Consider the following 22594-nt stretch of genomic DNA (forward strand, 5'->3'; position numbering starts at 1 on the left):
GTCAACCAATCCTTTTCGCATTGTGCTGCGACAAACCGCACTGCCCCCAAAGGTTGGGAATCAGACTCCGCCATAAAGATGACATAGATTCCCCCTCATTCGGGCGCGTTCTAAGCTTGATAGCGAATTATGTCCAGCCTTGACAGGGGGATAGGGCACAATGACGCGGAAATAGTTGGGGGCAATGATCGGACTGAAGTAACTGGCTACCAAGGCTTCCTTGCCTTGTGTTCGGCTTGGCGGATATTGCTACCCTCAGAGTTGTGGGGCATGGTCCAACGGTCGTCAGCCCATGTTTCAGCAATCTGGATTTCCCGAAGATGCGTCACTGCCTCAGTTGTGCCCTATGCGCCTTTCTTTCACTGGCGCTAGCCATCATGGCGCTGCGCTACGTTACGGACTTCTGGCTTCTTTCACTCGTCTACAGTTTCCAGACCCATGCGGGCATCGCCTGCATCGCCGCAGCTGTTGTATGCATTTTCATGAAACGGAACGTTTTGACTGTCGGCTTGCTCGCCATCTCGGTCTTTCTCACGGGCCATTCCATCGTCATGAAACAGCAATTCGTGCGGCAAGCTGTCGCAGCACCTGCCGGCAGCCAGAAAGTCCGGGTGCTCTCCTTTAACATGTTGAACGAAAACTTTGCCAATTCCGAGCGCATTGCCGATTACTTGCTCGATTCGAATGCTGATGTCGCCTTCTTCATGGAGGCAAACCCCATCGCCTCGCAGTTGGAAAAGCTCGCCACGAAATACCCGTACCAGTCAGGCTGCGGTCCGAAAATGCCTGGCTGCGAATATTCTATCCTGTCAAAGTTTCCGATCAAATCGGAGTTTACGGACAGCTTGAGCGATATCCGCCGGAACCATTTCGGCGTCATCGAAACCGAGATCGCCGGCAAGACGGTCCGTTTTGCGCTGGCTCATCTGACCAAGCCCTATTTCGACAACTATCATGAACTCGAATTGCGCAGGCTGTCGCTCTATCTGGATGCCTTCGGCGGCACGATCATTCTGGGGGGCGACTTCAACTCCAGCAGCATTGCCCCCGATATGCAGCGTTTTCTCAAGGACAGTTCCCTGTCGAAGACGGGACCTGAACCGGCAACATGGCCGATTGCGGCTGGACGCTATGGCATTGCAATCGACCACATTTTCGTGACCGATGACGTCACCCCGCTGTCACTGCAGCGGATTCCGGATTCCCTGGGTTCCAACCATTTTGGCATCATTGCAGACGTGGCGATCGGTGACGGTCCGCGGTCCCGACCTTAGTCAGTCCTTGATCGCTTCAGCCGGATCCATGGGATCGCCGGCAATAAACCCGCCGGACTGTCGCGCCCAGAGTTCGGAATAAAGACCGCCCCGCTCCACAAGTTCAGCATGCGTGCCCTGTTCGATGATGCGGCCCTTGTCCATCACCACCAGACGATCCAATGCTGCAATGGTCGAGAGGCGATGGGCGATGGCAAGCACTGTCTTGCCCTGCATCAGCCTTTCGAGATTCGACTGGATGGCAGCCTCCACCTCGGAATCGAGAGCCGAGGTCGCCTCGTCCAGAACCAGAATGGGCGCATCCTTCATCATTACCCGGGCAATGGCGATACGCTGTCGCTGCCCACCGGAGAGCTTGATCCCGCGTTCGCCGACATGCGCGTCGAACCCCTTGCGCCCACGCTGATCTTCCAGCTTGTCGATAAACGCCATAGCCTCGGCGCGCTCGGCGGCCCGCACCAATTGCGTTTCCCCGGCATCTTCGAGACCGAACAGGATATTGTCTCGGATCGAGCGATGCAGCAGCGCCGTATCTTGCGTTACCATGCCGATATTGGTGCGCAGACTTTCCTGCGTGACGGTGGAGATGTCCTGCCCATCGATCAGGATCTTGCCACCCTCGACGTCGTAGAAGCGCAGCAAAAGGTTGACCAGCGTCGACTTGCCGGCACCGGACCGTCCAACGATACCGACCTTCTCGCCGGGCCTGATGGCGAGTGTCAGGTGATCGATGGCCCCGGACTTTTTGCCATAGTGAAAGCTCACATCCTCGAAGCGGATCTCAGGCTTCGACACGACCAAGGGCTTGGCGGCGGCATCGTCGACAAGGCCGATAGGTCTGGAAATCAATTCAGCTGAATTCTGGATGGTGCCGATATTGCGCATGATGCCGTTCATCTGCGTCATCATGCGACCGAGAAGCATGTTGAGCCGCAAAACCAGTCCCAGTGTAAAGGCAACGCCACCGGCGGTCATCTGCCCCTTCAACCAAAGGTCAATGGAGAGCGCTGCAATCATCGTGATCATGATGCCGGACAGAATAGCCTGGGAGGCCCTGACACCCGTAATTAACCGCGCAAAGGGTTTGAGCGAATCCTGGAAGCGCTCGAAACCCTGGCGGATATAGTGATCGTTCTGCTCTTCACGTCCGAAGAGCTTCAACGTCTGTATATTGCTGAAACTGTCGACCAGACGACCGTTCAACATTGAACTTGTCTCTGCCGTCTCACGGGCATGGCGACGAATGCGCGGCACGAAATAGCGAGCGAGAAAGCCGAATACGACGATCCAGCAGCCGATGATTGCGGCCAGCCGCCAGTCCAGCTGGCCGACCAGCGTCATGGTGGAGACGGTGTAGATCACCATGAACCACGCCACCTGCAACAACGATGTGAGAAGATCGCCGGTTGCCTGACCGGCAGACCAGACCTTGGTGACGATGCGCCCGGCAAAGTCATTCTGGAAAAAGCTGAGCGACTGTCGCGCCACATGGGCATAGGCCTGCCACCGGACCAGATTGAAAAAGTTGAGAACAATCGCCTGCTCTTCCACCAGCGCGCCAATGGTGACCACGACGAAGCGCCCGATCAGCACGACCACGCCCATGACCAGCAATTCCGGACCATGCGCGTCGACAAGACCTTTCCAGCCGGCATCCTTTGGCACAGTGTCGAGCATATCGACCAGGCGTCCAACGAACCAGAAGAGGGCTGCCTCCAGCACGGCAACGGCCCCGCCGAACACTGCCATGGTGGCAAATGCCCACTTGGCTTTGGACACATAAAACCAGACAAACGCCGCCGTTCTGGACGGTGGCTGCAATTCGTCACGATGTCCGAATGGATCGATCCAGTTTTCGAAGAGGCGGACAACGCTTTTAATGATCATGACGATGCATATAGGCGGCTTTGACGACAAGACAAAGCCCGGGCGGATTAATGCGGCGAGCCACAATCAAAATGTCTCAGACAACATCGCCTGAAATCGCAATTTTATGTCCGTTGTTAACGATTAAAGGACGTATGCAATCTATTTTCCAAACCAGATAGCAGGTCGGCATTCGCATAAGTGACCAGCTTCTTCAAAGTTTGTATTTTTTGAATTTGGAAAAATCCGATGCGCTTCATGAAGATAAAAATTCTGCTGCCTTTGTTGTTCGGCATCACAGTCATTCTCGGACTTGTTCAGGGCGGAGTTGCCATGTCCTCCCTCACCCAGATGAAATCGCACATCAACGAAATTGCCAATGAACGGTTGCCGAAGACCGTCATGCTTGGCGACATGCGCCTGGCTGTCGCGGAAGTGCGCCGCGCCTATGCCGTGCTTGTGGCCTCCTACAGCCCCGACGAAATTGAACATGCCACCGCAGGTATCAATAACAAGCTGGCCGCTCGTGATCAGGCCTTCGCAGCCTACGCTTCAGAAGCAAAACGAGGAGAGACCAAAGCCCTTATTGACGATCTCAACGCCAAAACAGCCGCCTATGATGTGCTTGCAAAGCAGTTGGTGACGCTCAAGGCGGACGGCAAACTGCTGGACGTGATGACACTTTATACCGGTGGCATGAATACTGCCGCGACCGAAATGAGCGATCTTCTCGACCAGATGATCACGAACAATAGCAGTGTGGCCGATGTGGCGACCGAGCAGGCCGACCAAGCGTCGAACTTCGCCCAGTGGCTCACCATTGTCGTTGCCCTCCTCGCGCTTGCTGTTTCTGTCAGCGCCGCTGTGATGAGCACTTTGCGCATTGCAAAACCGATCGACGGTATTACGGGAGCGATGAAAAAGCTCGCCGGTGGCGACATCGACAGCCATGTCCCCTATGCCGAGCGCACCGACGAGATTGGCGATATGGCGGCAGCGGTTGAGGTCTTCCGTCAAAACGCAATCGAACGGGTCAAGCTGGAGCGCGATGCAGAAGCCAACCGTTCGATGAGCGAAACACAGCGCAGGGCAAGCGAGGAGCAGAAGGCCAGCGAAGCAGCCGAAATTCAGTTCGCTGTCGATCAACTCGGCAACGGGCTGTCACAGCTCTCCGACGGCGACCTCTCAGTCCGTCTCGACACCGCTTTCACCGGCAGCCTCGATCAGTTGCGTAACAACTTCAACGACTCCGTCTCCAAGCTCAACAAGGCCTTGAGCGCAGTCGGTGAGAATGCGCGTGGGATCGATGCCGGAGCGCAGGAAATCCTCTCTGCAGCCAATGATCTGTCCAAGCGCACTGAACAGCAGGCGTCGTCCATCGAACAGACCGCTGCAGCCCTGGAAGAAGTCACAACCGGGGTGAAGGATTCGGCCGTTCGCGCCGAAGACGCCGGCCAGCTGGTTGCCAACACCCGCACCAGTGCCGAACAGTCCGGCAAGGTGGTTGCCGACGCCATCGACGCAATGAACAAGATCGAAAAGTCGTCCGGCGAGATCTCCAATATCATCAGCGTGATTGACGACATTGCCTTCCAGACAAACCTGCTGGCTTTGAATGCCGGTGTTGAGGCGGCCCGTGCAGGTGAAGCCGGCAAGGGCTTTGCGGTTGTCGCGCAAGAGGTCAGAGAGCTTGCCCAGCGATCTGCCAATGCCGCCAAGGAAATCAAGGCACTGATCACCACCTCGGGCGTTCAGGTACACAACGGTGTGCAGCTCGTTCGCAAGACCGGCGAGGCGCTGAGCGAGATTGCCGAACACGTTCAGCAGATCAATGGCAATGTCAGCGCCATCGTGACCTCGGCCCGCGAACAATCGACCGGCCTCCAGGAAATCAATGTGGCGGTCAACCTTATGGACCAGGGCACACAGCAGAATGCCGCCATGGTCGAGCAGTCGACGGCAGCCAGCCACAGCCTCGCCCAGCAGGCAGCCACGCTCAACCAGTTGCTCGCTCAGTTCAGGCTGGACGGTCGAGCAGCGACAGCGCCGAAGAGCGCCGTGACCGCGACGGCTGGAAGCCGCCCTGCCCCATCGCCGGCCCGCGAACTGGGACGTCGCATCTCCTCAGCGTTTGGCGGCAGCGCCGCAGCGCAAAAAATCGAGGCGGAGTGGACCGAATTCTGATCTCTACGACCAGAAATGGGAACGACGAAAAGGGGCAGCGATGCCCCTTTTCTCATGGAGCGAGATCTCGCCCGCTCACTTTGAAAACCGCGTCAGATAAATGCCGAACAGGATCAGCGCCACGCCAACCGGCTGGCCGATGTGAAATCCTGCCGTTCCTCTCGCATAATCAATGACAAGCCCGGTGATGATCTGTCCGCCGATGATGAGAAGTGCCGAGCGATTGGCGCCCAGACGCGGAAAGACATAGGAACTGATCGCCACGAACAGCGCACCGATAATGCCGCCGGAAAAGGCCCAGAGCGGCGTCGATCCGAGAAGGGCGATGCCCTCGCGATGCAGCGTGACGATATAGACCGACAACAACAGGAAGCCGATCATGTGATTCCAGAAGGAAGCACTGAATGCGCCGCTCTCCATGGTCAGACGCCCGTTCAATGAACGGCTCATGCCGACAGCAGCACCTCCGGCAAGCGCGATAATGACAGACGACAGCATCACGCCCCTCCCGAGAAGATGATCAGTGCACTACCGCCAATCACACAGACAGACGCGATCAGATCGAAGCGGTTGAGCGCCCGTTTCGGTGTCCCGAACAGTCCCCACACATCGGAAAGGAGACCGAACAGGATTTGCCCCACGAGAAGGAGTGACAATCCGCCGGCGAGCGCCAGTTCGGAATTTACGGCAATGGAAGACAGCGCCACGGCGAACGCGCCCGGAGCCCCGCCGAAATAGGACCATAGGGGTGCCCTTTGTCCCGACACGCCCTTAGGCCCGCGCCGGCCGGCGATGGCCAGATTGCCCAATACCAGAAAGAAGGCCGCAAGCGCGCCGACGCCGTGAACGATCCAGGACGCGGTAAACGGCGTGGTATAGGCCGCAAGACCGCTGTTGATCGTCACCATTAAGGCCAGCAGAATGCCGGCAAAGGCACCCCACAACCAGTCAGCATATCGCCGCATGAAATCAGGCTCCTGAATTGCGCGGGACGAACATCCCGGAACCGTCGCTTAAGCGACGACGGCCCGAAGGCCAATCGATATTTCTGCAGCTAGCCTATAGAAAAACTAAAACGCCCTGCCCGTTTGACACCGGCAGGGCGTTCATCTGTTGGAGCGCGAAAGCTTATTCGGCCGCCGCTGTCTCGGCATCTGCCTCATCGGCCAGGAAGCCACCGGACTGGCGGTTCCAAAGGTCAGCATAGACGCTGGCATTGGCAACCAGTTCGGCATGGGTACCGGTCTCGATGATCCGGCCTTTGTCCAGAACGACCAGCCGATCCATTTGCGTCAACGTCGAAAGGCGGTGCGCAATCGCAATCACGGTCTTGCCTTCCATCAGCGAGAACAGGCTTTCCTGGATCGCCGCCTCGACTTCGGAATCCAGTGCCGAGGTTGCCTCGTCGAGGATCAGGACCGGTGCGTTCTTCAGGAACACACGGGCAATCGCGATGCGTTGGCGCTGTCCGCCGGAGAGTTTCACACCGCGTTCGCCGACCTGCGCGTCCAGACCCTTGCGGCCCTGCATGTCGACCAGGTCCTCGATGAAGTCCCAGGCATTGGCACGCTTGGCTGCTTCGATCACTTCCTCATCGGTCGCATCCGGACGACCATAGGCGATGTTGTCACGGATCGAACGGTGCAGCAGCGAGGTATCCTGCGTGACCACGCCCACCAGCGACCGCAGGCTTTCCTGTGTTACCTCGGAAATGTCGTGACCATCGAGAAGAATGCGCCCAGCCTCGAGATCGTAGAAGCGCAGCAACAGGTTCATCAAGGTTGTCTTGCCGGCCCCGGAGCGTCCCACCAGACCGACCTTTTCGCCCGGATGGATCGTCAGCGAGAAGTCCTCGATGATGCCCTTGTCCTTGCCGTAATGGAACCGGACATGGTCATAGACGATGCCGCCATTGTCGACCTTGAGATCCTTGGCCTTCTCGCCATCGATGATGTCGTGCGGCTTGGTCATCATGCCCATGCCGTCATAGACGGTACCGATATTCTCGAACAGGCCGGACACTTCCCACATGATCCACTGCGACATGCCGTTGATACGCATGGCAAGACCGATCGCAATCGCGATCGCACCGACAGAAATCGTGCCGCCCAGCCAGAACATGATGCTGAGCGTGGCAATTGAGAACAAGGCGATGGCATTGTTGATGTCGACCACGATGTTCAAAAGCGAGATCTGGCGCATCTGACGATGGACTGTGCCGAGAAAGGCATCCATGCCGCTGCGCGCATAGCTCTCCTCACGACCCGCATGCGAAAACAGCTTCACCGTTGCGATATTGGTGTAGCTGTCGACGATACGACCGGTCATCAAAGAACGCGCATCGGCCTGCTCGCTCGACAGCTGGCGAAGCTTTGGCACGAAATACCACAGGATCAGGCAATAGAACACGACCCATAGCGCCAGCGGCAGCACCAGACGCCAGTCGACAGCAAACACCAGCGCCAGCATCGAGACGAAGAAGCTGATCGCATAAACGAACACGTCGATGATCTTCATCACGGATTCGCGCACGGCCAGCGATGTCTGCATGACCTTGGTGGCCACGCGCCCGGCAAACTCGTTGGCAAAGAATGTCATCGAGTGCCGCAGCAGGAAGCGGTGCATCTGCCAGCGGGCAATCATGGGGAAACTGCCGGCCAGAACCTGATGCATGGTGATCGAATGCATGGCGCCCAGAAGCGGCAGGCCGACAAGCACCAGCAAGCCCATCCACAACAGCTTGCCGCTTTCATTCTGCATGAAGGTTGCCCGGTCGGCGGTCGACAGCCAGTCAACGATATTGCCGAGAAACTGGTAGAGGAAGACTTCGCCGACAGCGATCGCCATCGAGCAGAAACCCAGAAGAACCAGCCAGCCGGCAGTCGGTTTGGTATAATGCCAGCAGAACGCGACAAGCCCCTTCGGCGGCAGGTCAGGCTGCTCGGCAGGATATGGATTGATGCGATTTTCGAACCACGCGAACATTAAAATGCTCCAGTAAAATGACCGGGATCCGCTTCGAAGAAAGTCTGCCAATGCGAAAAACGCGCAGACGAAAGACGGACCTTGGCTGTCTTATATGCGAGGCCGTGTATCAGCCGCGCGACTAATCAATGGAAAAAACGGAAGAGAACGACCAGAGGTCGCCTAACTCAACAGCCTGGGAAAATCCGGCGGCGAGAGGCGTTTACAGTCGGAATTGATCATCGAAAGCCTCCCTTTGTGAGTGTTGAAGATCAGCACTTCTATCCCCGCGCATGTCATTTGAAAAGCCGCAATCGTTTGTCAGGCGGATTGAACGACGCAGAGCTGTTGCCGGAAGTCCACAGAAAGGCAATGGCAGCAACAACGACTTGAGGATGTCACCCCTGATCGCGTAACAAGGCGCATGACGAAACTCCGCATCGCCCTCTACCAGCCGGATATTCCCGGCAATACGGGAACCATCCTCAGGCTTGCTGCCTGCCTTGGCCTTTCTGTCGACATCATCGAGCCTGCCGGCTTCGACCTCTCCGACCGCAATCTGAAACGCGCCGGCATGGATTACCTGGCAGCAGCCAGTCTCACCCGGCACGTCAACTGGGATCGTTTCGAGGAATGGCGCGTCGCCAGCGGACGCCGTCTCATCCTTGCCTCGACCAAGGCCGCGGTCCGGTATGCCGATTTCACGTATGGCGAAGATGATATTCTGCTGTTCGGTCGCGAGAGCGCCGGCGTCCCGGACCTTGTCCATGACAAGGCGGACGCCAGGATATTGATCCCGATGGTCGAGGGACAGCGTTCGCTCAACCTTGCAATGTCGGTTGCGATGATCACCGGCGAAGCCATGCGGCAGACCGGTTTTCCCTGATGCGAGCTGTTACATGAACAGAGTCAGCATCGACTTCATGTTGTTGTTGGCAATGTTCAGCCCTTGCGTCTGCAGCTGCTGCTGAACCTTCTGAGCGGAGAAGCGCACGGCTTCTTCTTCCATATCCGCATCCACCAGTCGTCCGACACCGATTTCGGTGATATCCTGAAGGTCTCGCAGGAATTCACTGTTCTGGCTGATACGATTACTGGTCGCACCGAGGGCGGCTCCCGCATCGGTCAAGCCGGACATCATCGAGTTGACGGCAGAGAGCATACCGTCGATTTCTTCATTGGTCGTATTGGCATCCAGCTTGATTTCGCTCGAGCTTGCAGGTGCCGGCACCGTGGAGCCGGCATCCATCAGGTAATAGTCATAAGACGAACCGTCTTTGGTCGTTCCCGAATAGCTGCGCGTCAAGATGCCGTCGCTGGCATCTCCGGCACTCATCAAGGTGGAGGTCGCGGTATCGAAGTCGATCACGTTGACGGAGACACCCGCATCGCCGTTGTCGCTGACGGACGCGACCATGGATTCGACACCGGGCGTTTGCCCAGCATCGAGGTTCAACCAGTTTTCGCCATTGAAGGACGAGGATCTGGCGACTGTGCCCAACTGCTCCTTGAGCTGGGTGATTTCGGCATTGATGGCGGTCTTGTCGGAGCCCACTGCCTTTGCCAGAACCAGCCGCGACTGAATTTCGCCAACGATATCGGTCGCCGCCTGCATGCCCAGAGCAGCTGTGTCCGAAAGTGCCGCAGCAAGTCCGGTCGCATCTTCAGCAGACGACAGGGACAGATTCTGCGACCGCATGGAGGTTGCGATCGACCAATAGGCAGCATCGTCGGACGCCTGATTGACCTTCAGACCGGAAGAAAACCGCTGCTGTGACTGGATGAGCGCCTTGTTCGAACCGGTGAGGAGCGACAGCGCGGACGACGCGGTAGAATTGACTGATACACTCGTCATTGCGGCTCCCCGACATTTACGTTCGACAGCGGCCCTAAATTAGAACCGTCACACATGATGCCAGAGAGGCTTTGCCGCACCGTTTAGGGAATTGCTAAAATTTTAGCAGATACGCATTTATTGAAAAGTAGAGCCGACATGCACAATGGCATGCATCAATCTGCCGTTGGCAGGCGGCGCATGGTAAATTCGACCCGGTCGCCTTCAAGCATCCGCCAGCTCTCCACTTCGGTCCAGTAAGCGGCCTTGGGAAAGCAATCGAACCATTCGCGCGCCTTGGCTCTGGCCTCTTCCACGTCGAGGCAAAAGGTCTCGCGCACGAAATGTCCGCTGGACGTCTTGCTCGCGTCCAGCCTGTGCCGGGAGATCCGGCGTTTTAGCCCTTCAAAAGGCGGTGGCCCGGGTACTCTTGCCATAATACCAACCTCATCCATCTTGAGAATAGTGCCGTCTGACGCCATTTGCGAGTCTAATTTCGGGGGAAGAAAGCGCCCTTTTGCTGGTCCCGGCGAGAGTGAACTGATAAGCGAACCCTCATGCTAGGGGCGACCGCTAGGACCACGCTTTCGGCGTGACAGGGAATGACATGGAACGACCAGAACTGCCGATCGGCCTGCCGGCTGACATCGAAGACAAGAAGATTGCGGCGCGCACATGGTTTGAAACCCTGCGCGACACCATCTGCACGACCTTCGAAACCCTGGAAGACGAAGTCGCCGGCCCTCTGTCGGACCGTGACCCCGGCCGCTTCGTGCCGAAGGACTGGCAGCGCGATAATGGCGAAGGCGGTGGCGGACGCATGTCGATGATGGAAGGCCGCGTCTTTGAAAAGGTCGGCGTTCATACCTCCACGGTCCATGGCGAATTCTCGCCGGAATTCCGCCAACAGATCCCCGGCGCCGAGGAAGATCCGCGATTCTGGGCCTCCGGCATTTCGCTGATCGCCCATCCGGTCAATCCCAATGTGCCGGCCGTTCACATGAACACCCGCATGGTCGTCACCACCAGCAACTGGTTCGGTGGCGGCGCCGATCTGACGCCGGTGCTCAATCGGCGGCGTACGCAGGAAGATCAGGACACGCGTCTGTTCCACCGCGCCATGGAGATCGCCTGTAACCGTCACACTGCCATCGCCGACTACAATCGCTACAAGCAGTGGTGCGACGAATATTTCTACCTCAAGCACCGCAACGAACCGCGGGGCGTCGGCGGCATTTTCTTCGATTGGCTACAGACGCCGGAGGAAACCGGCGGCTGGAACGCGGACCTTGCCTTCGTCCAGGATGTCGGTCGTGCCTTCAACCTTGTTTATCCAAGGCTGGTGCGTGCCAATTTCAATCTGCCCTGGACCGACGCGGACCGCGAGGAACAGCTGGTCCGGCGCGGTCGCTATGTCGAGTTCAACCTGCTCTACGACCGCGGCACCATTTTCGGCCTCAAAACCGGTGGGAATGTCGACTCGATCCTCTCCTCCATGCCACCAGCGGTGCGCTGGCCCTGATCACGCCGCAATTGCCGGGGAATACTATTTTGGGTGAAAGCCCATTGTATGCTATTTTTCTAATGTGAGTCGGGAGGAGAACTGACATGAGCACGAAAACTGGCATTGACCGGATCATTTCCGTAAGCGGAACGGATCGCGCAATGAACGCGCCGGAGGTCATAGACCGACTGGCCGAGCAACTACGGGCAAGTGGGGATATGGATCTACCCCACTCCTACTATGTCGAAGAGGTCAAGCTGAGGCTCGCCGGGCGAGATCTGCGCGACCGCGCAACGGCGAATGATGCCGAACGGATCATCCGCAGAGAAACGCGCGCATCCACCTCGTCCGTGTTTCATTCCTGGGCGATGCGAGACTAGATCGGGTCCCGAAACTTCAGGATGCCCTCATTTTTTGTTAGTATCGGGATCTTGCGTCCCTGCGCTTGCGTTGACTCTATGGACGTTGAACCCGTCAAAGAGGAGAAAAGCTATGAAGCGATATGAATGTGGTTCACTGGTTCCGGGTTGCGACTGGCACACCCGGGCAGACGAGGAGGCAGAAGTGGTGCGCCGTGCTGTCGAGCACATGCGCAACGTTCATGGCGAGACCATCATTCGTGAGAATATGGTCGAGAACATCAAGGCGCGCATTAGAAATGAAGCGAATGCAGCCTGACGTCTGATCGTCATTCCTCCCGAAAATCTTCCAGCCGGGCGATCAGTTTCGCCCGGTCAATGCTGAAATTCTTGTCCACCCATTCCGATTCAAGCGCCTTCAACACCGCTCCCACTTTGGGTCCAGCGGCAAAGCCCGCCTCCAGCAGATCAGCACCGCTGAGCGGGAAGCCCGGCCGTTCAAAACCCTCAGCCCGTTTGAGCAGTCTGGAATAACGACCGACCTTTTCCATATCGGCGCTACCTGTCCCGCCCCGTGCTGACGAAAGAGCAAGTTTCAGGCGGCTGACAATACCGTCACGCCCTTCCCGATAAAGCAGACGATCCAGTGCCGCCTCCTTCATGTCATCGGCAATGTCCGGAGCCTTGGCGAAACCGTCGAGCGTGGCCGTCTCTGCATTGGACAGGCGAAGCCGCCTGGCCATCGCCGCCAGTCTGTCCGCGTCGCGCGGCACAATCGCGGAAAGCCGCAACATGGGATCTGGGGACCAGCCAAGCGCCTCTTCGCAGGCCACCAGCGGCGCGATGGAATCGATGCCCCACTTCTCTGTCTCCGGAAGGATCGCAGTCAGGACGCCGGATTGGCGCATCCATAACAGTGCACGGCCCGGATCGCGCGCACCGAGCAGCTTCTTCATTTCAGCCCAGACCCGTTCTGCCGACAGCTGCCCCAGACGATCCCGCGCACGGGCGCAGGCCTTAAGCCCTGCGGCATCCGGACGACCGGAGCCATACCAGGCGAAGAACCGGAAGAACCTGAGCACCCGAAGATAGTCCTCGGCAATGCGTGCATCTGCATCGCCAATAAAGCGGATATTGCCTGCGCCAATGTCGTCCAGTCCGCCCACGAGATCGACGACCTCGCCGTCTGCGCCGACATAAAGCGCGTTCATCGTGAGGTCGCGACGCTGCGCGTCCTCATTCCAGTCCGCACCGAAGGCAACCTCTGCATGGCGCCCGTCGGTCGCAAGGTCGCGGCGCAGCGTCGTCACCTCGAAAGGCTTGCCATCGGCAACCAGCGTCACGGTTCCATGGTCGATACCGGTTGGAATAGCCTTCACCGCGGCTTTTTCCGCCCGCGCCATCACCTCGGCCGGCACCAGCGTCGTCGCGATATCGATGTCGCCTACGGCATGGCCCATCAGGCTGTTGCGCACGGCACCACCCACGATCCGGGCCTCACCACCATCCTCGTTCAACAATGCGAGCACCTTGCGCAGCGAAGGCTCGTTGAACCATGGCTGGGCCGAGAGATTGGTCATGCGTAGAGCCTTTCATAGAGCGTGCGCAGAATGCCCGCGGTAATGCCCCAGATATAATAGTCATGATAGGGCATGGTATAGAAATGACGGACTTTTCCCTGCCACATCCGACTGTCGCGCCGGTGATTGTGCGGGTTCATCAGAAACGATAACGGCACCTCGAACACCTCGTCCACTTCGTCTGGATTGGGCGTGATGGTAAAGCCGCGTTGCACCACCGCCAGCACCGGCTGAATACGAAAACCGGTTCCCGACAGATAGAGCGGCAACCGTCCGACGGTCTCGACGAAGGACGGATGAAGCCCGACCTCCTCTTCAGCCTCGCGCAATGCCGCGACCTCCGGTGTCGCATCCTCCTCGTCGATGCCGCCACCGGGAAAGGCAATCTGGCCGGAATGCTTGCGCAGCGTCGATGTTCGCTGCGTCAGGATCACCTTGGCGTCTTCGCCATCACCATCGTCAACGATCCCGATCAGAACCGCTGCGTCCTTCAACCGGATACCTTCGATCTCGCGAATGCTTTGCGGGTTCAAAAGATGATCGCCGTGATCGCGCCAGGCATCCTCGACAGGCCCGCCCATCTGGTTGATGGCGCGTGCCCTGAATTCCCTCGCGGAGAAAAGACCGCTCTCACTCATCTAGAAAGCACGTCCAGTTCATTTGCCGGCATCACCGGGAACACGGCACCGCCGGAACGCACCGCAAACATGTCGACGCCGTCGACATCGATGGTCTCGCCCAGTTCGACGAGATCGTACATGACCGCTCGAGACACCAGTGCCTCCAGCCGCCCGCGGACGTGAAGATAGGGCTTCAACTCACTGTTTTCGCCTTGCATGACGAAGCGTAGCGGATGATCCGGGCCGGCCTCGATCACATCGCCGACATTGGTCCGGAAGGACAAAACCTGTCCGGTGCCCTCACCTGACACGCCCATTTCAACAGCGATGAAATGCGCGTCAGCGATGCGTATGCCAACCTTTTCCACAGGAGTTACGAGATAGGTCTTTCCGTCCTCATCCTTGCGCAACACGGTCGAAAACAATCGCACAAGGGGTGCCCGTCCGATGGGCGTCCCCATATAGAACCAGGTGCCATCGGCCCTGATCTCCATATCGATATCGCCGCAAAAGGGCGGATTCCAACGATCGATGGGCGGAAGTCCACGCTTATTTCCGCCGCTCTGTTCTGCCGCGCGCGAAATCATCGCGGCAAGATCGCCGGCATCTTTCGTCGCTTTCAGGGTCTCGGCTGCCATCTTTGTGTCCCGGTTGCTCACTAACGGTTGTCCCTCACGAGATAGTCATTCGAAACGCGCTTGTCAGCCGTCGCCCCGAGGATAAGCTAACTTAGCCGGTGAAAAACGAATAGCCGGCCTGATTCGCCGGAAGCGACGCCAACCAGATGGAGTAGAGCCAATGGGGATGATTACCACGCCGGACGTCCTGGACGAGAAAGCCGCAGTCGAGGCGGCAGAACTTGCCCTTGCCGATATCGCCGGCATTCGCCAGGAAGTCTCCAAGGTCATTTTCGGCCAGGAGCAAGTGGTGGAAAACACCCTGCTGGCCATCATGTCCGGCGGCCATGCATTGCTGGTTGGTGTTCCGGGCCTTGCCAAGACCAAGCTTGTGACAACGCTCGGCGCCGTGCTTGGCCTCGATGCCAACCGTATCCAGTTCACGCCGGATCTGATGCCATCCGACATTCTCGGCACCGAGGTCATGGATCAGGACGAAACCGGCCGGCGCTCCTTCCGTTTCGTCAAGGGACCGATCTTCGCCCAGCTTCTGATGGCAGACGAAATCAACCGCGCAAGCCCGCGCACGCAGTCGGCCCTTTTGCAGTCAATGCAGGAATATCACGTTACCATTGCCGGCCAGCGCTACGATCTGCCGGCCCCCTTCCACGTGCTCGCGACTCAGAACCCGCTTGAGCAGGAAGGCACATATCCGCTTCCGGAAGCCCAGCTCGACCGCTTCCTGTTGCAGGTCGATGTCGGCTATCCGGCACGCGATGCCGAGCGCCAGATCCTGCTCGATACGACCGGCATGGTCGACGTCGAGGCCCAGAGCGTCATCACCTCGGAGCGTCTTCTGGAGATCCAGCGCCTCATCCGCCAGATGCCGGTCTCCGATGCCGTGGTCGACTATATTCTCACCCTCGTGCGCGCCGCACGCCCCGGCCAGGGCGACAAAGAAACCGACAAGCATGTCGCCTGGGGTCCCGGTCCCCGCGCCGGTCAGGCACTGATGTTGTGCGTGCGTGCCCGTGCGCTTTACGAGGGCCGTCTTGCACCATCGATCGATGACGTGCGCGCACTCGCCGAACCCGTTTTGCAACACCGCATGGCCCTCAATTTCGCCGCCCGCGCCGAAGGCATGTCGGTGCGCGACCTGATTGCCGGCCTTGTCAAGCGCGTCAGCTGAAACAGGAAGCAAGGTAGACGGACATGGCATCAATCGGCCAGATCGTCGAGCAGACACCCGGACGCGATGCGCTCGCCAGAGCGCGTCAGCGCGCAATCCTTGTGCCGGATTGCATGGTCGAGGCGCGACGCATCGCCAATACCGTGATTGCCGGCTGGCATGGTCGCCGCAAACGCGGCATCGGCGAAAATTTCTGGCAGTTCCGCCCCTTCACCGAAGGCGAAAGCCTGTCGCGCATCGATTGGCGCCGGTCGGCCCGCGACGACCATGTCTATGTCCGCGACCGCGAATGGGAAGCGGCCCACACGGTCTGGCTCTGGGCCGACATGTCTCCGTCGATGATGTACAAATCGACGCTTGCCGACGTTTCCAAGGAAAGCCGCGCCTTGGTGCTGATGCTGGCGCTTGCCGAAATTCTGGCCCGTTCGGGCGAACGCATTGGCTGCCCTGGCATCATGGAGCCGGTCTCGGCGCGCAACGCAGCCGAACGACTGGCGACGGCACTGATCCACGCGCCTTTGACCACGGGAATGCCGGATACCGTCATGATCCGCGGACTGAGCGATGTAGTGCTGATCGGCGACTTTCTCGATGACGCCGACACCATCATGGAGAAAATCGCACCGCTTGGCCGCCGGGGCCTGCGCGGTCATGTGGTGGAGATTGCCGACCCGGCGGAAGAAGACTTCCCCTATAGCGGCCGTACGGAATTTATCGATCCAGAAACAGGCCAGAAACTCGTGTCAGGACGCGCCGAAAGTATTCGCGAAGAATACCGCACGGCCTATCTCGCCCGCCGCGATGCGCTGGGCGAGGCATTGCGCCGACAGGGCTGGAGCTTCGTGCCCCACCGTACCGACCAGCTTGCCTCGCAGGCGCTGGTGGCTGTGCATATGTATCTCTCCGGCATGGCACCGGGCAGCGAGCGGGGAAGTAGCCGATGAGTGGCCTGCCATTCGCCTTCGCATTTCCGGCAGCCCTTGCGGCACTGGCCGCCCTGCCGCTGATCTGGTGGCTGCTGAAGCTCACCCCGCCAAGCCCCAGGCATGAGGTCTTTCCACCGCTGAAGATCCTCGCTCACGTTGTGCGCCGCGAGGAAACGCCGGCCAAGAGCCCCTGGTGGCTAACCCTTCTGCGCATCGCACTTGCAACCGTCATCATCTTTGCGCTGGCCGACCCGATCCTCAATCCGCGCAATGATGCGCTCTCCACCGATGGACCGCTGGCGATCGTCATGGACAATGGCTGGGCAACGGCGGAAGACTGGGATCGGCGCATGCGCACGGCCCAGGCGCTGGTCGACGATGCCGAAAGCCGCGACATGCCGGTTTCCATCGTCCTCACCGCCGATCGCCTGAACGATGCAACGCCGTCGAGCGCCGCCATCGCCCGCGACAAACTCGCCGCCGCCCGCCCGCACCCGTTGCAGGTGGACCGCGACCGTGCCGTCACAGCGCTGGAAGCAGCCCTTCAGGGTACCCGCCCCGGAACGCTGGCCTTCCTGTCGGATGGCATGGCCGTGGGCGATGACGACAAAACAGTAAGCCGGCTGGCCGACCTGTCCCCACACGAACTGCGCCTCATCGAAGGCGATGGCAGCGCAGCACTGGCCATTACCGGTGCCCTCAACGAAGCAGACAGCCTTGATGTCACCGCCACGCGCCTCAACAGCGGTGGCGCCCAGCGGATAAACGTCGATGCGCTGGACAGCCAGGGCCGCCAGATCGCCTCGGGCACGGTCGAATTTGCAAGCGGACAGTCCACCGCATCAGGCAAGATCGAAGCCCCCTTCGAGCTGCGCAATGATTTCGCCCGCCTTTCGGTCGCAGGCGTTTCCAGCGCCGGTGCAGTCCATCTGCTCGACGATGGCTTCCGCCGCCGCCGGGTGGCACTCTTGACCGGCGACAGCAGCGATGATTTTCAGCCCTTGCTGGCACCGCTCTATTATATCCAGCGCGCACTTCAGCCCTATGCCGACCTGATACAGCCCGGTGTGCCGGACCTCGCCGTCTCCATTCCGGAAGTCCTGCAGCAGAACCCATCCGCCATCGTCATGGCCGATATCGGACGTCTGCCGGAAAATGTGTATGAACCCATGCAGAAATGGCTGCAAAATGGTGGCACGCTGATCCGCTTTGCCGGACCGCGGCTGGCAGCCGCGCCAAGCGACGATCCGCTGGTGCCGGTGATCCTGCGTCAGGGCGAACGCGAATTGGGGGGAGCGCTTTCCTGGGCCGAGCCGCAGCCGCTGGCTGACTTCCCCGCTTTCGGCCCCTTTGCCGGCATGGATCAGCCGGAGGGCGTGCTGGTACGCCGTCAGGTACTGGCCGAGCCGACGCCGGATCTGGCCGAACGCACATGGGCAAGCCTTGCAGATGGCACGCCGCTGGTGACCACCCGCGAAACGGGCCGTGGCCGCATCGTTCTCTTTCATGTCACCGCTGAGGCGACCTGGTCCAACCTGCCGATCTCCGGAGAATTCGTCGAAATGCTGCGGCGGATCGTGCAACTGTCCAACGCGACCGCCAGCGTCAGCGACAATGGCGCAAGGGCCGAGAGCCTGCCGCCTTACCGGCTCCTCGACGAACGCGGTGCGTTGACCGCTGAAACCGCAAGCGCCCGCCCGATCGAGACCGGAACCAACCGCCCGGTAGCAGCCACGATCGACAATCCTCCGGGCCTCTATGGCAGCGAGGATGGCTTTGTCGCGCTCAACCTTCTGGCACCTGCAACCGTTCTGCGCCCGCTTGACACTGCTGCCTCCATGCCCCTGACCAACGCACCGCTGATTGGCGCCGTCACCACGCCGCTGAAGCCCTATCTGTTCATGCTCGCTCTCCTGCTGTTGTTGGCGGACGGCATCATCGTCCTGTTCATGGGCGGCGCCTTTTCGCGCCGCGCGCGCTCGTCTGCGGCAACGGCTGCCATGATCGGCCTTGCCGTCGTGCTGGCCATGCGCCCGGATGTGGGCCTTGCAGACGACAGCCGCCCCGGCGACCAGCAGTTCATCGAACATCTCGACAACACCCGTCTCGCCTATGTGATTACCGGCGAAGACGATGTGGATCGCCTGTCCGAACGCGGCCTGATCGGGCTCACCGACTTCCTCACCTATCGCACCACGCTGGAACCCTCGGCACCGGTCGCACTCGATATATCCAGGGACGAGCTTGCCTTTTATCCCATCATCTTCTGGCCCATTTCCGCAACCGCGCCCATGCCGACTGCTGCCGCCATCAGCCGCATCGACGCCTATATGCGCTCCGGCGGCACGGTGTTCTTCGACACCCGCGACCAGTTCAGCTCTTTAAACGGCGGTGGCGGATCGAGTGCCAATGGCGACCGGTTGCGCGCCATCCTTGCCAATATGGACATCCCCCCGCTGGAGCCCGTGCCGTCAGACCACGTTTTGACCCGCTCCTTCTATCTGCTCAACAATTTCCCCGGTCGCTACAATGATGGCCCACTCTGGGTCGAGGCCCGGCAGGAAGCGCGCAACTCCAATGCCGCCCTTTCCTCCTCGGGGGACGGCGTGACACCAATCATGATTACCGGGAACGACATGATGGGCGCCTGGGCCGTTGATGATCAGGGGGCACCGCTGTTGCCGACCGTTCCCGCAAGTGAACGCCAGCGCGAACTCTCCTACCGCTCCGGCGTCAACATCATGATGTATATGCTGACCGGCAACTACAAGGCAGACCAGGTGCACATTCCCGCTCTCCTCGAACGGCTTGGCCAGTAAGGGGGCGCAATGACAATCGAATTCTCCCCGTTCCTGCCCTGGTCGGCTCTGGCCGTCTTTGCAGTCCTTGGCATTCTGATATCGCTGGCCGGCCTGCGCTCGCATATCCGCGGCACGGTTGTGCGCCTTACAGCATTCGCAGCCCTGTTGCTGGCGCTTGCCAATCCGGTCGTGCTCAACGAAAACCGCGAGGCTCTGTCCACCGTTCTGCCCGTCATCATCGACCGCAGCCAGAGCCAGGATACGCCAGAGCGCATAGCCATGACCGACGAGGCGCTCAAAGGTCTGCAGGAACGCCTTGCCCGCTTTCCCCAGATCGAGCCGCGCATTGTCGAGGTCACAGGCGCGCAAGATTCCGACACGCCGTCCACACGGTTGTTCGAGGCCCTGTCGGCCTCCATCGCCGATGTTCCGCCGGCGCGTGTTGGCGGTGCTGTCTTCGTTACCGATGGTCAGATCCATGACATTCCCGCCAATGCCCATGCGCTCGGCTTCGACGCTCCTGTTCATGGCCTGATCACCGGTCGCGAAGGCGAAACCGACCGGCGCATCGAAGTCGTGCGCGCACCCCGCTTCGGCATTGTCGGCGAGGATCAGGAGCTGACGCTGCGCGTCTTCGACGACGGTACACCCGACACGGCGCCCTCAACTGTGACCGCCCGCATCAATGGCGAACCGGCCGGCACCTTGCAGGCGATCCCCGGCGAGGAAACGCCCTTTTCCTTCAAGGTGCCACGCGGCGGAAACAATGTGCTGGAATTCGATGTCGACGGCCTGCCCGGCGAAGTCACCGAGGCCAATAACCGCGCCATTCACCTGATCGAGGGCATTCGCCAGAACCTGCGCGTGCTGCTGGTGTCGGGCGAACCCCATGCCGGCGAGCGCGCCTGGCGCAACCTGTTGAAATCCGACGCCTCGGTCGATCTGGTGCACTTCACCATTCTTCGCCCGCCGGAAAAGCAGGACGGCACACCGATCAACGAATTATCGCTGATCGCCTTTCCCACCCGCGAACTCTTCGTCGAAAAGATCAACGATTTCGACCTGATCATCTTCGACCGCTACCAGCATCGCGGCGTGCTGCCGATCCTCTATTACGATTATATCGCTGAATATGTGCGAAATGGCGGCGCGCTGCTGATCGCGGCAGGACCGGAACATGCCGGCGAGGATTCCATCGCCATCACGCCGCTGTCCAATGTGCTGCCGGCCGCCCCCACCGGGGATGTCCACCAGGCCGGATTTTATCCGCGCCTGTCGGATATCGGCAAACGCCACCCGGTCACCCGGGGACTGGATGGATCGGCTGCCGAGCCGCCAAACTGGGGTCGCTGGTTCCGCAGCGTCGATGTTGTCCAACCGGGCGGCGAAACGGTCATGACGGCGGCGGACGATCGCCCGCTTCTGGTGCTCAATCGCGAAGGCAAGGGCCGTGTGGCCATGTTGCTGTCCGATCAGGGCTGGCTGTGGGCACGTGGCTTCGAAGGCGGTGGCCCGCATGTCTCGCTCTATCGCCGCATCGCCCATTGGCTGATGAAGGAACCGGAGCTCGAGGAAGAGGCGCTGACCGCCAGGGCCAATGGCCGAAGGCTGGAAATCCACCGCCAGACCATTGGCGACGATCCGGGCGAAGCAACAATCGAATATCCCTCGGGCCGCACAGAGACCGTGCAGCTGGCGCAAACCGAGCCCGGCCTGTTTACCGCCGAACGCCGCATGGAAGAAACAGGCCTCTTCACCGTCACCAACGGCGATTTCTCCGCGCTCGTCCATGTCGGCGCGGTGGATGCACCCGAATTCAAGGCCATGGTCTCCACCACCGACAGCCTGAAGCCCATCGGCGAGGAAACACGCGGCATTACCACCCGCCTCGACAATGGCAATGGCGGCCTGCGCCTCCCCGACATCCTGCCCGTCCGCGGCCAGGTCCGCGTGGCCGACAACCGCCGCCTCACCGTACGCATGACCGACGAAACCGTGCTGAAAAGCGTCGATACGCTCCCTCTGTTTACAGGATTTGCAGGACTCGGCGTACTGCTGCTGGCGATCTCCGCGATGTGGTGGCGTGAGGGGCGGTAATGGGCCTTGGGCGTGGAGTGAATACGCCACTCTGTGCGGTACCGTTGTTTACTTCCGGCCCCCGAACCGGCACTCCTCGGCAAACGGAGGAAACACGTTTTCCAATACTGTGATGGTCCCAAGGGCGCGTCTGCTCCACGTCTGCCAGTAATGCGAATTACACGATGTTCACCCACCTCAACCTTGCGTGCGCCCCACATTTCTTCCCGCGATAGTTGATAGATGCGTCTGAATGGTGCTTGATGGAGTTGATTGGGGAGTGGGAGGCGCGCATGAAGACATTGGTTGTTCATTTCACGAGCGGCTTCACTGACGGCCCTCCGGGGCTCGACAAGCTCGGCCCGAAGAGAAAATCAGTGAAGGAAGCAGCCTTTCAGCGAATCCATCGCCGTCTTCTGCAGATCGGAAAGATCTGCCAGAACGGCGAGTGGCTCGGCTTGAGCCACCTGCAAGAGCCTGCACATTCCAGGTCCATTTACCCGCCACAGATGTTCGGTGCCTTCCTGAGTGACCTTGACCACCGCGACCAGGGAGACTGCCTCTCATTCGCCGGCCTGGCCCAGCTTTCGGACCAGGATCCTGAAGGGTATTTCACGCGCTACGATGCTCGCCTGGAAGATCTGCACTGCGCGGTTCTCTTCACTTTGCTACCGTCGCCCCGTCTTGTGGTCTTCGGGATCGGCGACAAGACCCACATTTCCGGCCTGCTTTACACCTTGCGGTCCGTCGAAACAGCAAAAGAGGTCATTGCCGCGGCACGTGCGCTCCGCACGTAATGT

The 22594-nt window shown here is 59.6% G+C and carries 20 protein-coding genes; 11 read left to right on the forward strand and 9 right to left on the reverse strand.

Features of this window, described 5'->3' with window-relative positions:
• Positions 1-377 precede the first annotated feature (377 nt).
• Complete coding sequence (locus ACQQ2Q_RS12130) at positions 378-1274, forward strand: endonuclease/exonuclease/phosphatase family protein (RefSeq protein ID WP_428187320.1); 897 nt, start codon at positions 378-380, stop codon at positions 1272-1274.
• Here ACQQ2Q_RS12130 and ACQQ2Q_RS12135 read toward each other — a convergent pair whose 3' ends face one another.
• Positions 1275-3161, reverse strand: coding sequence for an ABC transporter ATP-binding protein (locus tag ACQQ2Q_RS12135; protein WP_428187321.1), 1887 nt, complete (start codon positions 3159-3161; stop codon positions 1275-1277). It lies immediately after the preceding gene.
• 237 nt (positions 3162-3398) lie between these two features.
• On the opposite strand from ACQQ2Q_RS12135, the gene ACQQ2Q_RS12140 reads away from it, so the two are divergent.
• Positions 3399-5324 (forward strand): HAMP domain-containing methyl-accepting chemotaxis protein, encoded by a 1926-nt coding sequence (locus ACQQ2Q_RS12140; protein ID WP_428187322.1) that lies wholly within the window; start codon positions 3399-3401, stop codon positions 5322-5324.
• A gap of 75 nt (positions 5325-5399) precedes the next feature.
• Here ACQQ2Q_RS12140 and ACQQ2Q_RS12145 read toward each other — a convergent pair whose 3' ends face one another.
• The 3 genes from ACQQ2Q_RS12145 to ACQQ2Q_RS12155 form a co-directional block, all read right to left on the reverse strand.
• Complete coding sequence (locus ACQQ2Q_RS12145; RefSeq protein ID WP_428187323.1) at positions 5400-5822, reverse strand: DMT family transporter; 423 nt, start codon at positions 5820-5822, stop codon at positions 5400-5402.
• Positions 5822-6289 carry a DMT family transporter gene (locus ACQQ2Q_RS12150; protein WP_428187324.1) on the reverse strand — a complete coding sequence of 156 codons (468 nt, stop codon included), beginning with the start codon at positions 6287-6289 and terminating at the stop codon, positions 5822-5824. Before ACQQ2Q_RS12150 ends, ACQQ2Q_RS12145 begins: the two co-directional genes overlap by 1 nt.
• Positions 6290-6452: 163 nt before the next feature.
• Positions 6453-8309, reverse strand: a complete 1857-nt coding sequence (locus tag ACQQ2Q_RS12155) for an ABC transporter ATP-binding protein (RefSeq protein ID WP_428187325.1) — start codon at positions 8307-8309, stop codon at positions 6453-6455.
• Positions 8310-8712: 403 nt separating this feature from the next.
• On the opposite strand from ACQQ2Q_RS12155, the gene ACQQ2Q_RS12160 reads away from it, so the two are divergent.
• Positions 8713-9174: a tRNA (cytidine(34)-2'-O)-methyltransferase gene (locus ACQQ2Q_RS12160; protein ID WP_428187326.1), complete on the forward strand. Its 462-nt coding sequence runs from the start codon at positions 8713-8715 to the stop codon at positions 9172-9174.
• Positions 9175-9183: 9 nt separating this feature from the next.
• On the opposite strand, the gene ACQQ2Q_RS12165 is transcribed toward ACQQ2Q_RS12160, so the two are convergent.
• Together ACQQ2Q_RS12165 and ACQQ2Q_RS12170 are read right to left on the reverse strand one after the other, a co-directional pair.
• Positions 9184-10143, reverse strand: coding sequence for a flagellin (locus tag ACQQ2Q_RS12165; protein ID WP_428187327.1), 960 nt, complete (start codon positions 10141-10143; stop codon positions 9184-9186).
• 155 nt (positions 10144-10298) lie between these two features.
• The gene (locus tag ACQQ2Q_RS12170; protein WP_428187328.1) at positions 10299-10559 is read right to left on the reverse strand and encodes a hypothetical protein; all 261 of its coding nucleotides are present in this window, start codon (positions 10557-10559) and stop codon (positions 10299-10301) included.
• A 170-nt stretch (positions 10560-10729) separates the two neighbouring features.
• Here ACQQ2Q_RS12170 and hemF point away from each other — a divergent pair, with 170 nt between their 5' ends.
• The 3 genes from hemF (at position 10730) to ACQQ2Q_RS12185 (ending at position 12304) form a co-directional block, all read left to right on the forward strand.
• A complete protein-coding gene (hemF, locus tag ACQQ2Q_RS12175; protein ID WP_428187329.1) occupies positions 10730-11644 on the forward strand; it encodes an oxygen-dependent coproporphyrinogen oxidase in 915 nt (304 codons plus the stop codon).
• 86 nt (positions 11645-11730) lie between these two features.
• Positions 11731-12006: a hypothetical protein gene (locus ACQQ2Q_RS12180; RefSeq protein ID WP_428187330.1), complete on the forward strand. Its 276-nt coding sequence runs from the start codon at positions 11731-11733 to the stop codon at positions 12004-12006.
• A 112-nt stretch (positions 12007-12118) separates the two neighbouring features.
• The gene (locus ACQQ2Q_RS12185) at positions 12119-12304 is read left to right on the forward strand and encodes a DUF1059 domain-containing protein (protein WP_428187331.1); all 186 of its coding nucleotides are present in this window, start codon (positions 12119-12121) and stop codon (positions 12302-12304) included.
• 10 nt (positions 12305-12314) lie between these two features.
• Here ACQQ2Q_RS12185 and ACQQ2Q_RS12190 read toward each other — a convergent pair whose 3' ends face one another.
• The 3 genes from ACQQ2Q_RS12190 to ACQQ2Q_RS12200 are packed head-to-tail and all read right to left on the reverse strand — an operon-like array spanning position 12315 to position 14823.
• Complete coding sequence (locus ACQQ2Q_RS12190; protein ID WP_428187332.1) at positions 12315-13565, reverse strand: CCA tRNA nucleotidyltransferase; 1251 nt, start codon at positions 13563-13565, stop codon at positions 12315-12317.
• Positions 13562-14203 (reverse strand): CoA pyrophosphatase, encoded by a 642-nt coding sequence (locus ACQQ2Q_RS12195; protein WP_428187333.1) that lies wholly within the window; start codon positions 14201-14203, stop codon positions 13562-13564. The genes ACQQ2Q_RS12190 and ACQQ2Q_RS12195 overlap by 4 nt, the downstream gene beginning before the upstream one ends.
• Positions 14200-14823 carry a DUF1285 domain-containing protein gene (locus ACQQ2Q_RS12200; protein WP_428187334.1) on the reverse strand — a complete coding sequence of 208 codons (624 nt, stop codon included), beginning with the start codon at positions 14821-14823 and terminating at the stop codon, positions 14200-14202. Before ACQQ2Q_RS12200 ends, ACQQ2Q_RS12195 begins: the two co-directional genes overlap by 4 nt.
• Positions 14824-14983: 160 nt before the next feature.
• Between ACQQ2Q_RS12200 and ACQQ2Q_RS12205 the strand changes: the two genes are divergently transcribed.
• The 5 genes from ACQQ2Q_RS12205 to ACQQ2Q_RS12225 all read left to right on the forward strand — a co-directional run bounded on the left by ACQQ2Q_RS12205 (position 14984) and on the right by ACQQ2Q_RS12225 (position 22591).
• On the forward strand, positions 14984-15991 hold the full coding sequence (locus ACQQ2Q_RS12205) for an AAA family ATPase (protein WP_428187335.1): 1008 nt from the start codon (positions 14984-14986) through the stop codon (positions 15989-15991).
• A gap of 23 nt (positions 15992-16014) precedes the next feature.
• Positions 16015-16935 (forward strand): DUF58 domain-containing protein, encoded by a 921-nt coding sequence (locus ACQQ2Q_RS12210; RefSeq protein WP_428187336.1) that lies wholly within the window; start codon positions 16015-16017, stop codon positions 16933-16935.
• On the forward strand, positions 16932-19736 hold the full coding sequence (locus ACQQ2Q_RS12215) for a DUF4159 domain-containing protein (protein WP_428187337.1): 2805 nt from the start codon (positions 16932-16934) through the stop codon (positions 19734-19736). The genes ACQQ2Q_RS12210 and ACQQ2Q_RS12215 overlap by 4 nt, the downstream gene beginning before the upstream one ends.
• Positions 19737-19745: 9 nt before the next feature.
• Positions 19746-21815 carry a hypothetical protein gene (locus tag ACQQ2Q_RS12220; protein ID WP_428187338.1) on the forward strand — a complete coding sequence of 690 codons (2070 nt, stop codon included), beginning with the start codon at positions 19746-19748 and terminating at the stop codon, positions 21813-21815.
• Positions 21816-22087: 272 nt separating this feature from the next.
• Positions 22088-22591, forward strand: a complete 504-nt coding sequence (locus tag ACQQ2Q_RS12225; protein WP_428187339.1) for a hypothetical protein — start codon at positions 22088-22090, stop codon at positions 22589-22591.
• Positions 22592-22594 lie beyond the last annotated feature (3 nt).

Origin of the sequence: Agrobacterium sp. ES01 (assembly GCF_050320885.1) — a bacterium.
Classification (GTDB): domain Bacteria; phylum Pseudomonadota; class Alphaproteobacteria; order Rhizobiales; family Rhizobiaceae; genus Allorhizobium.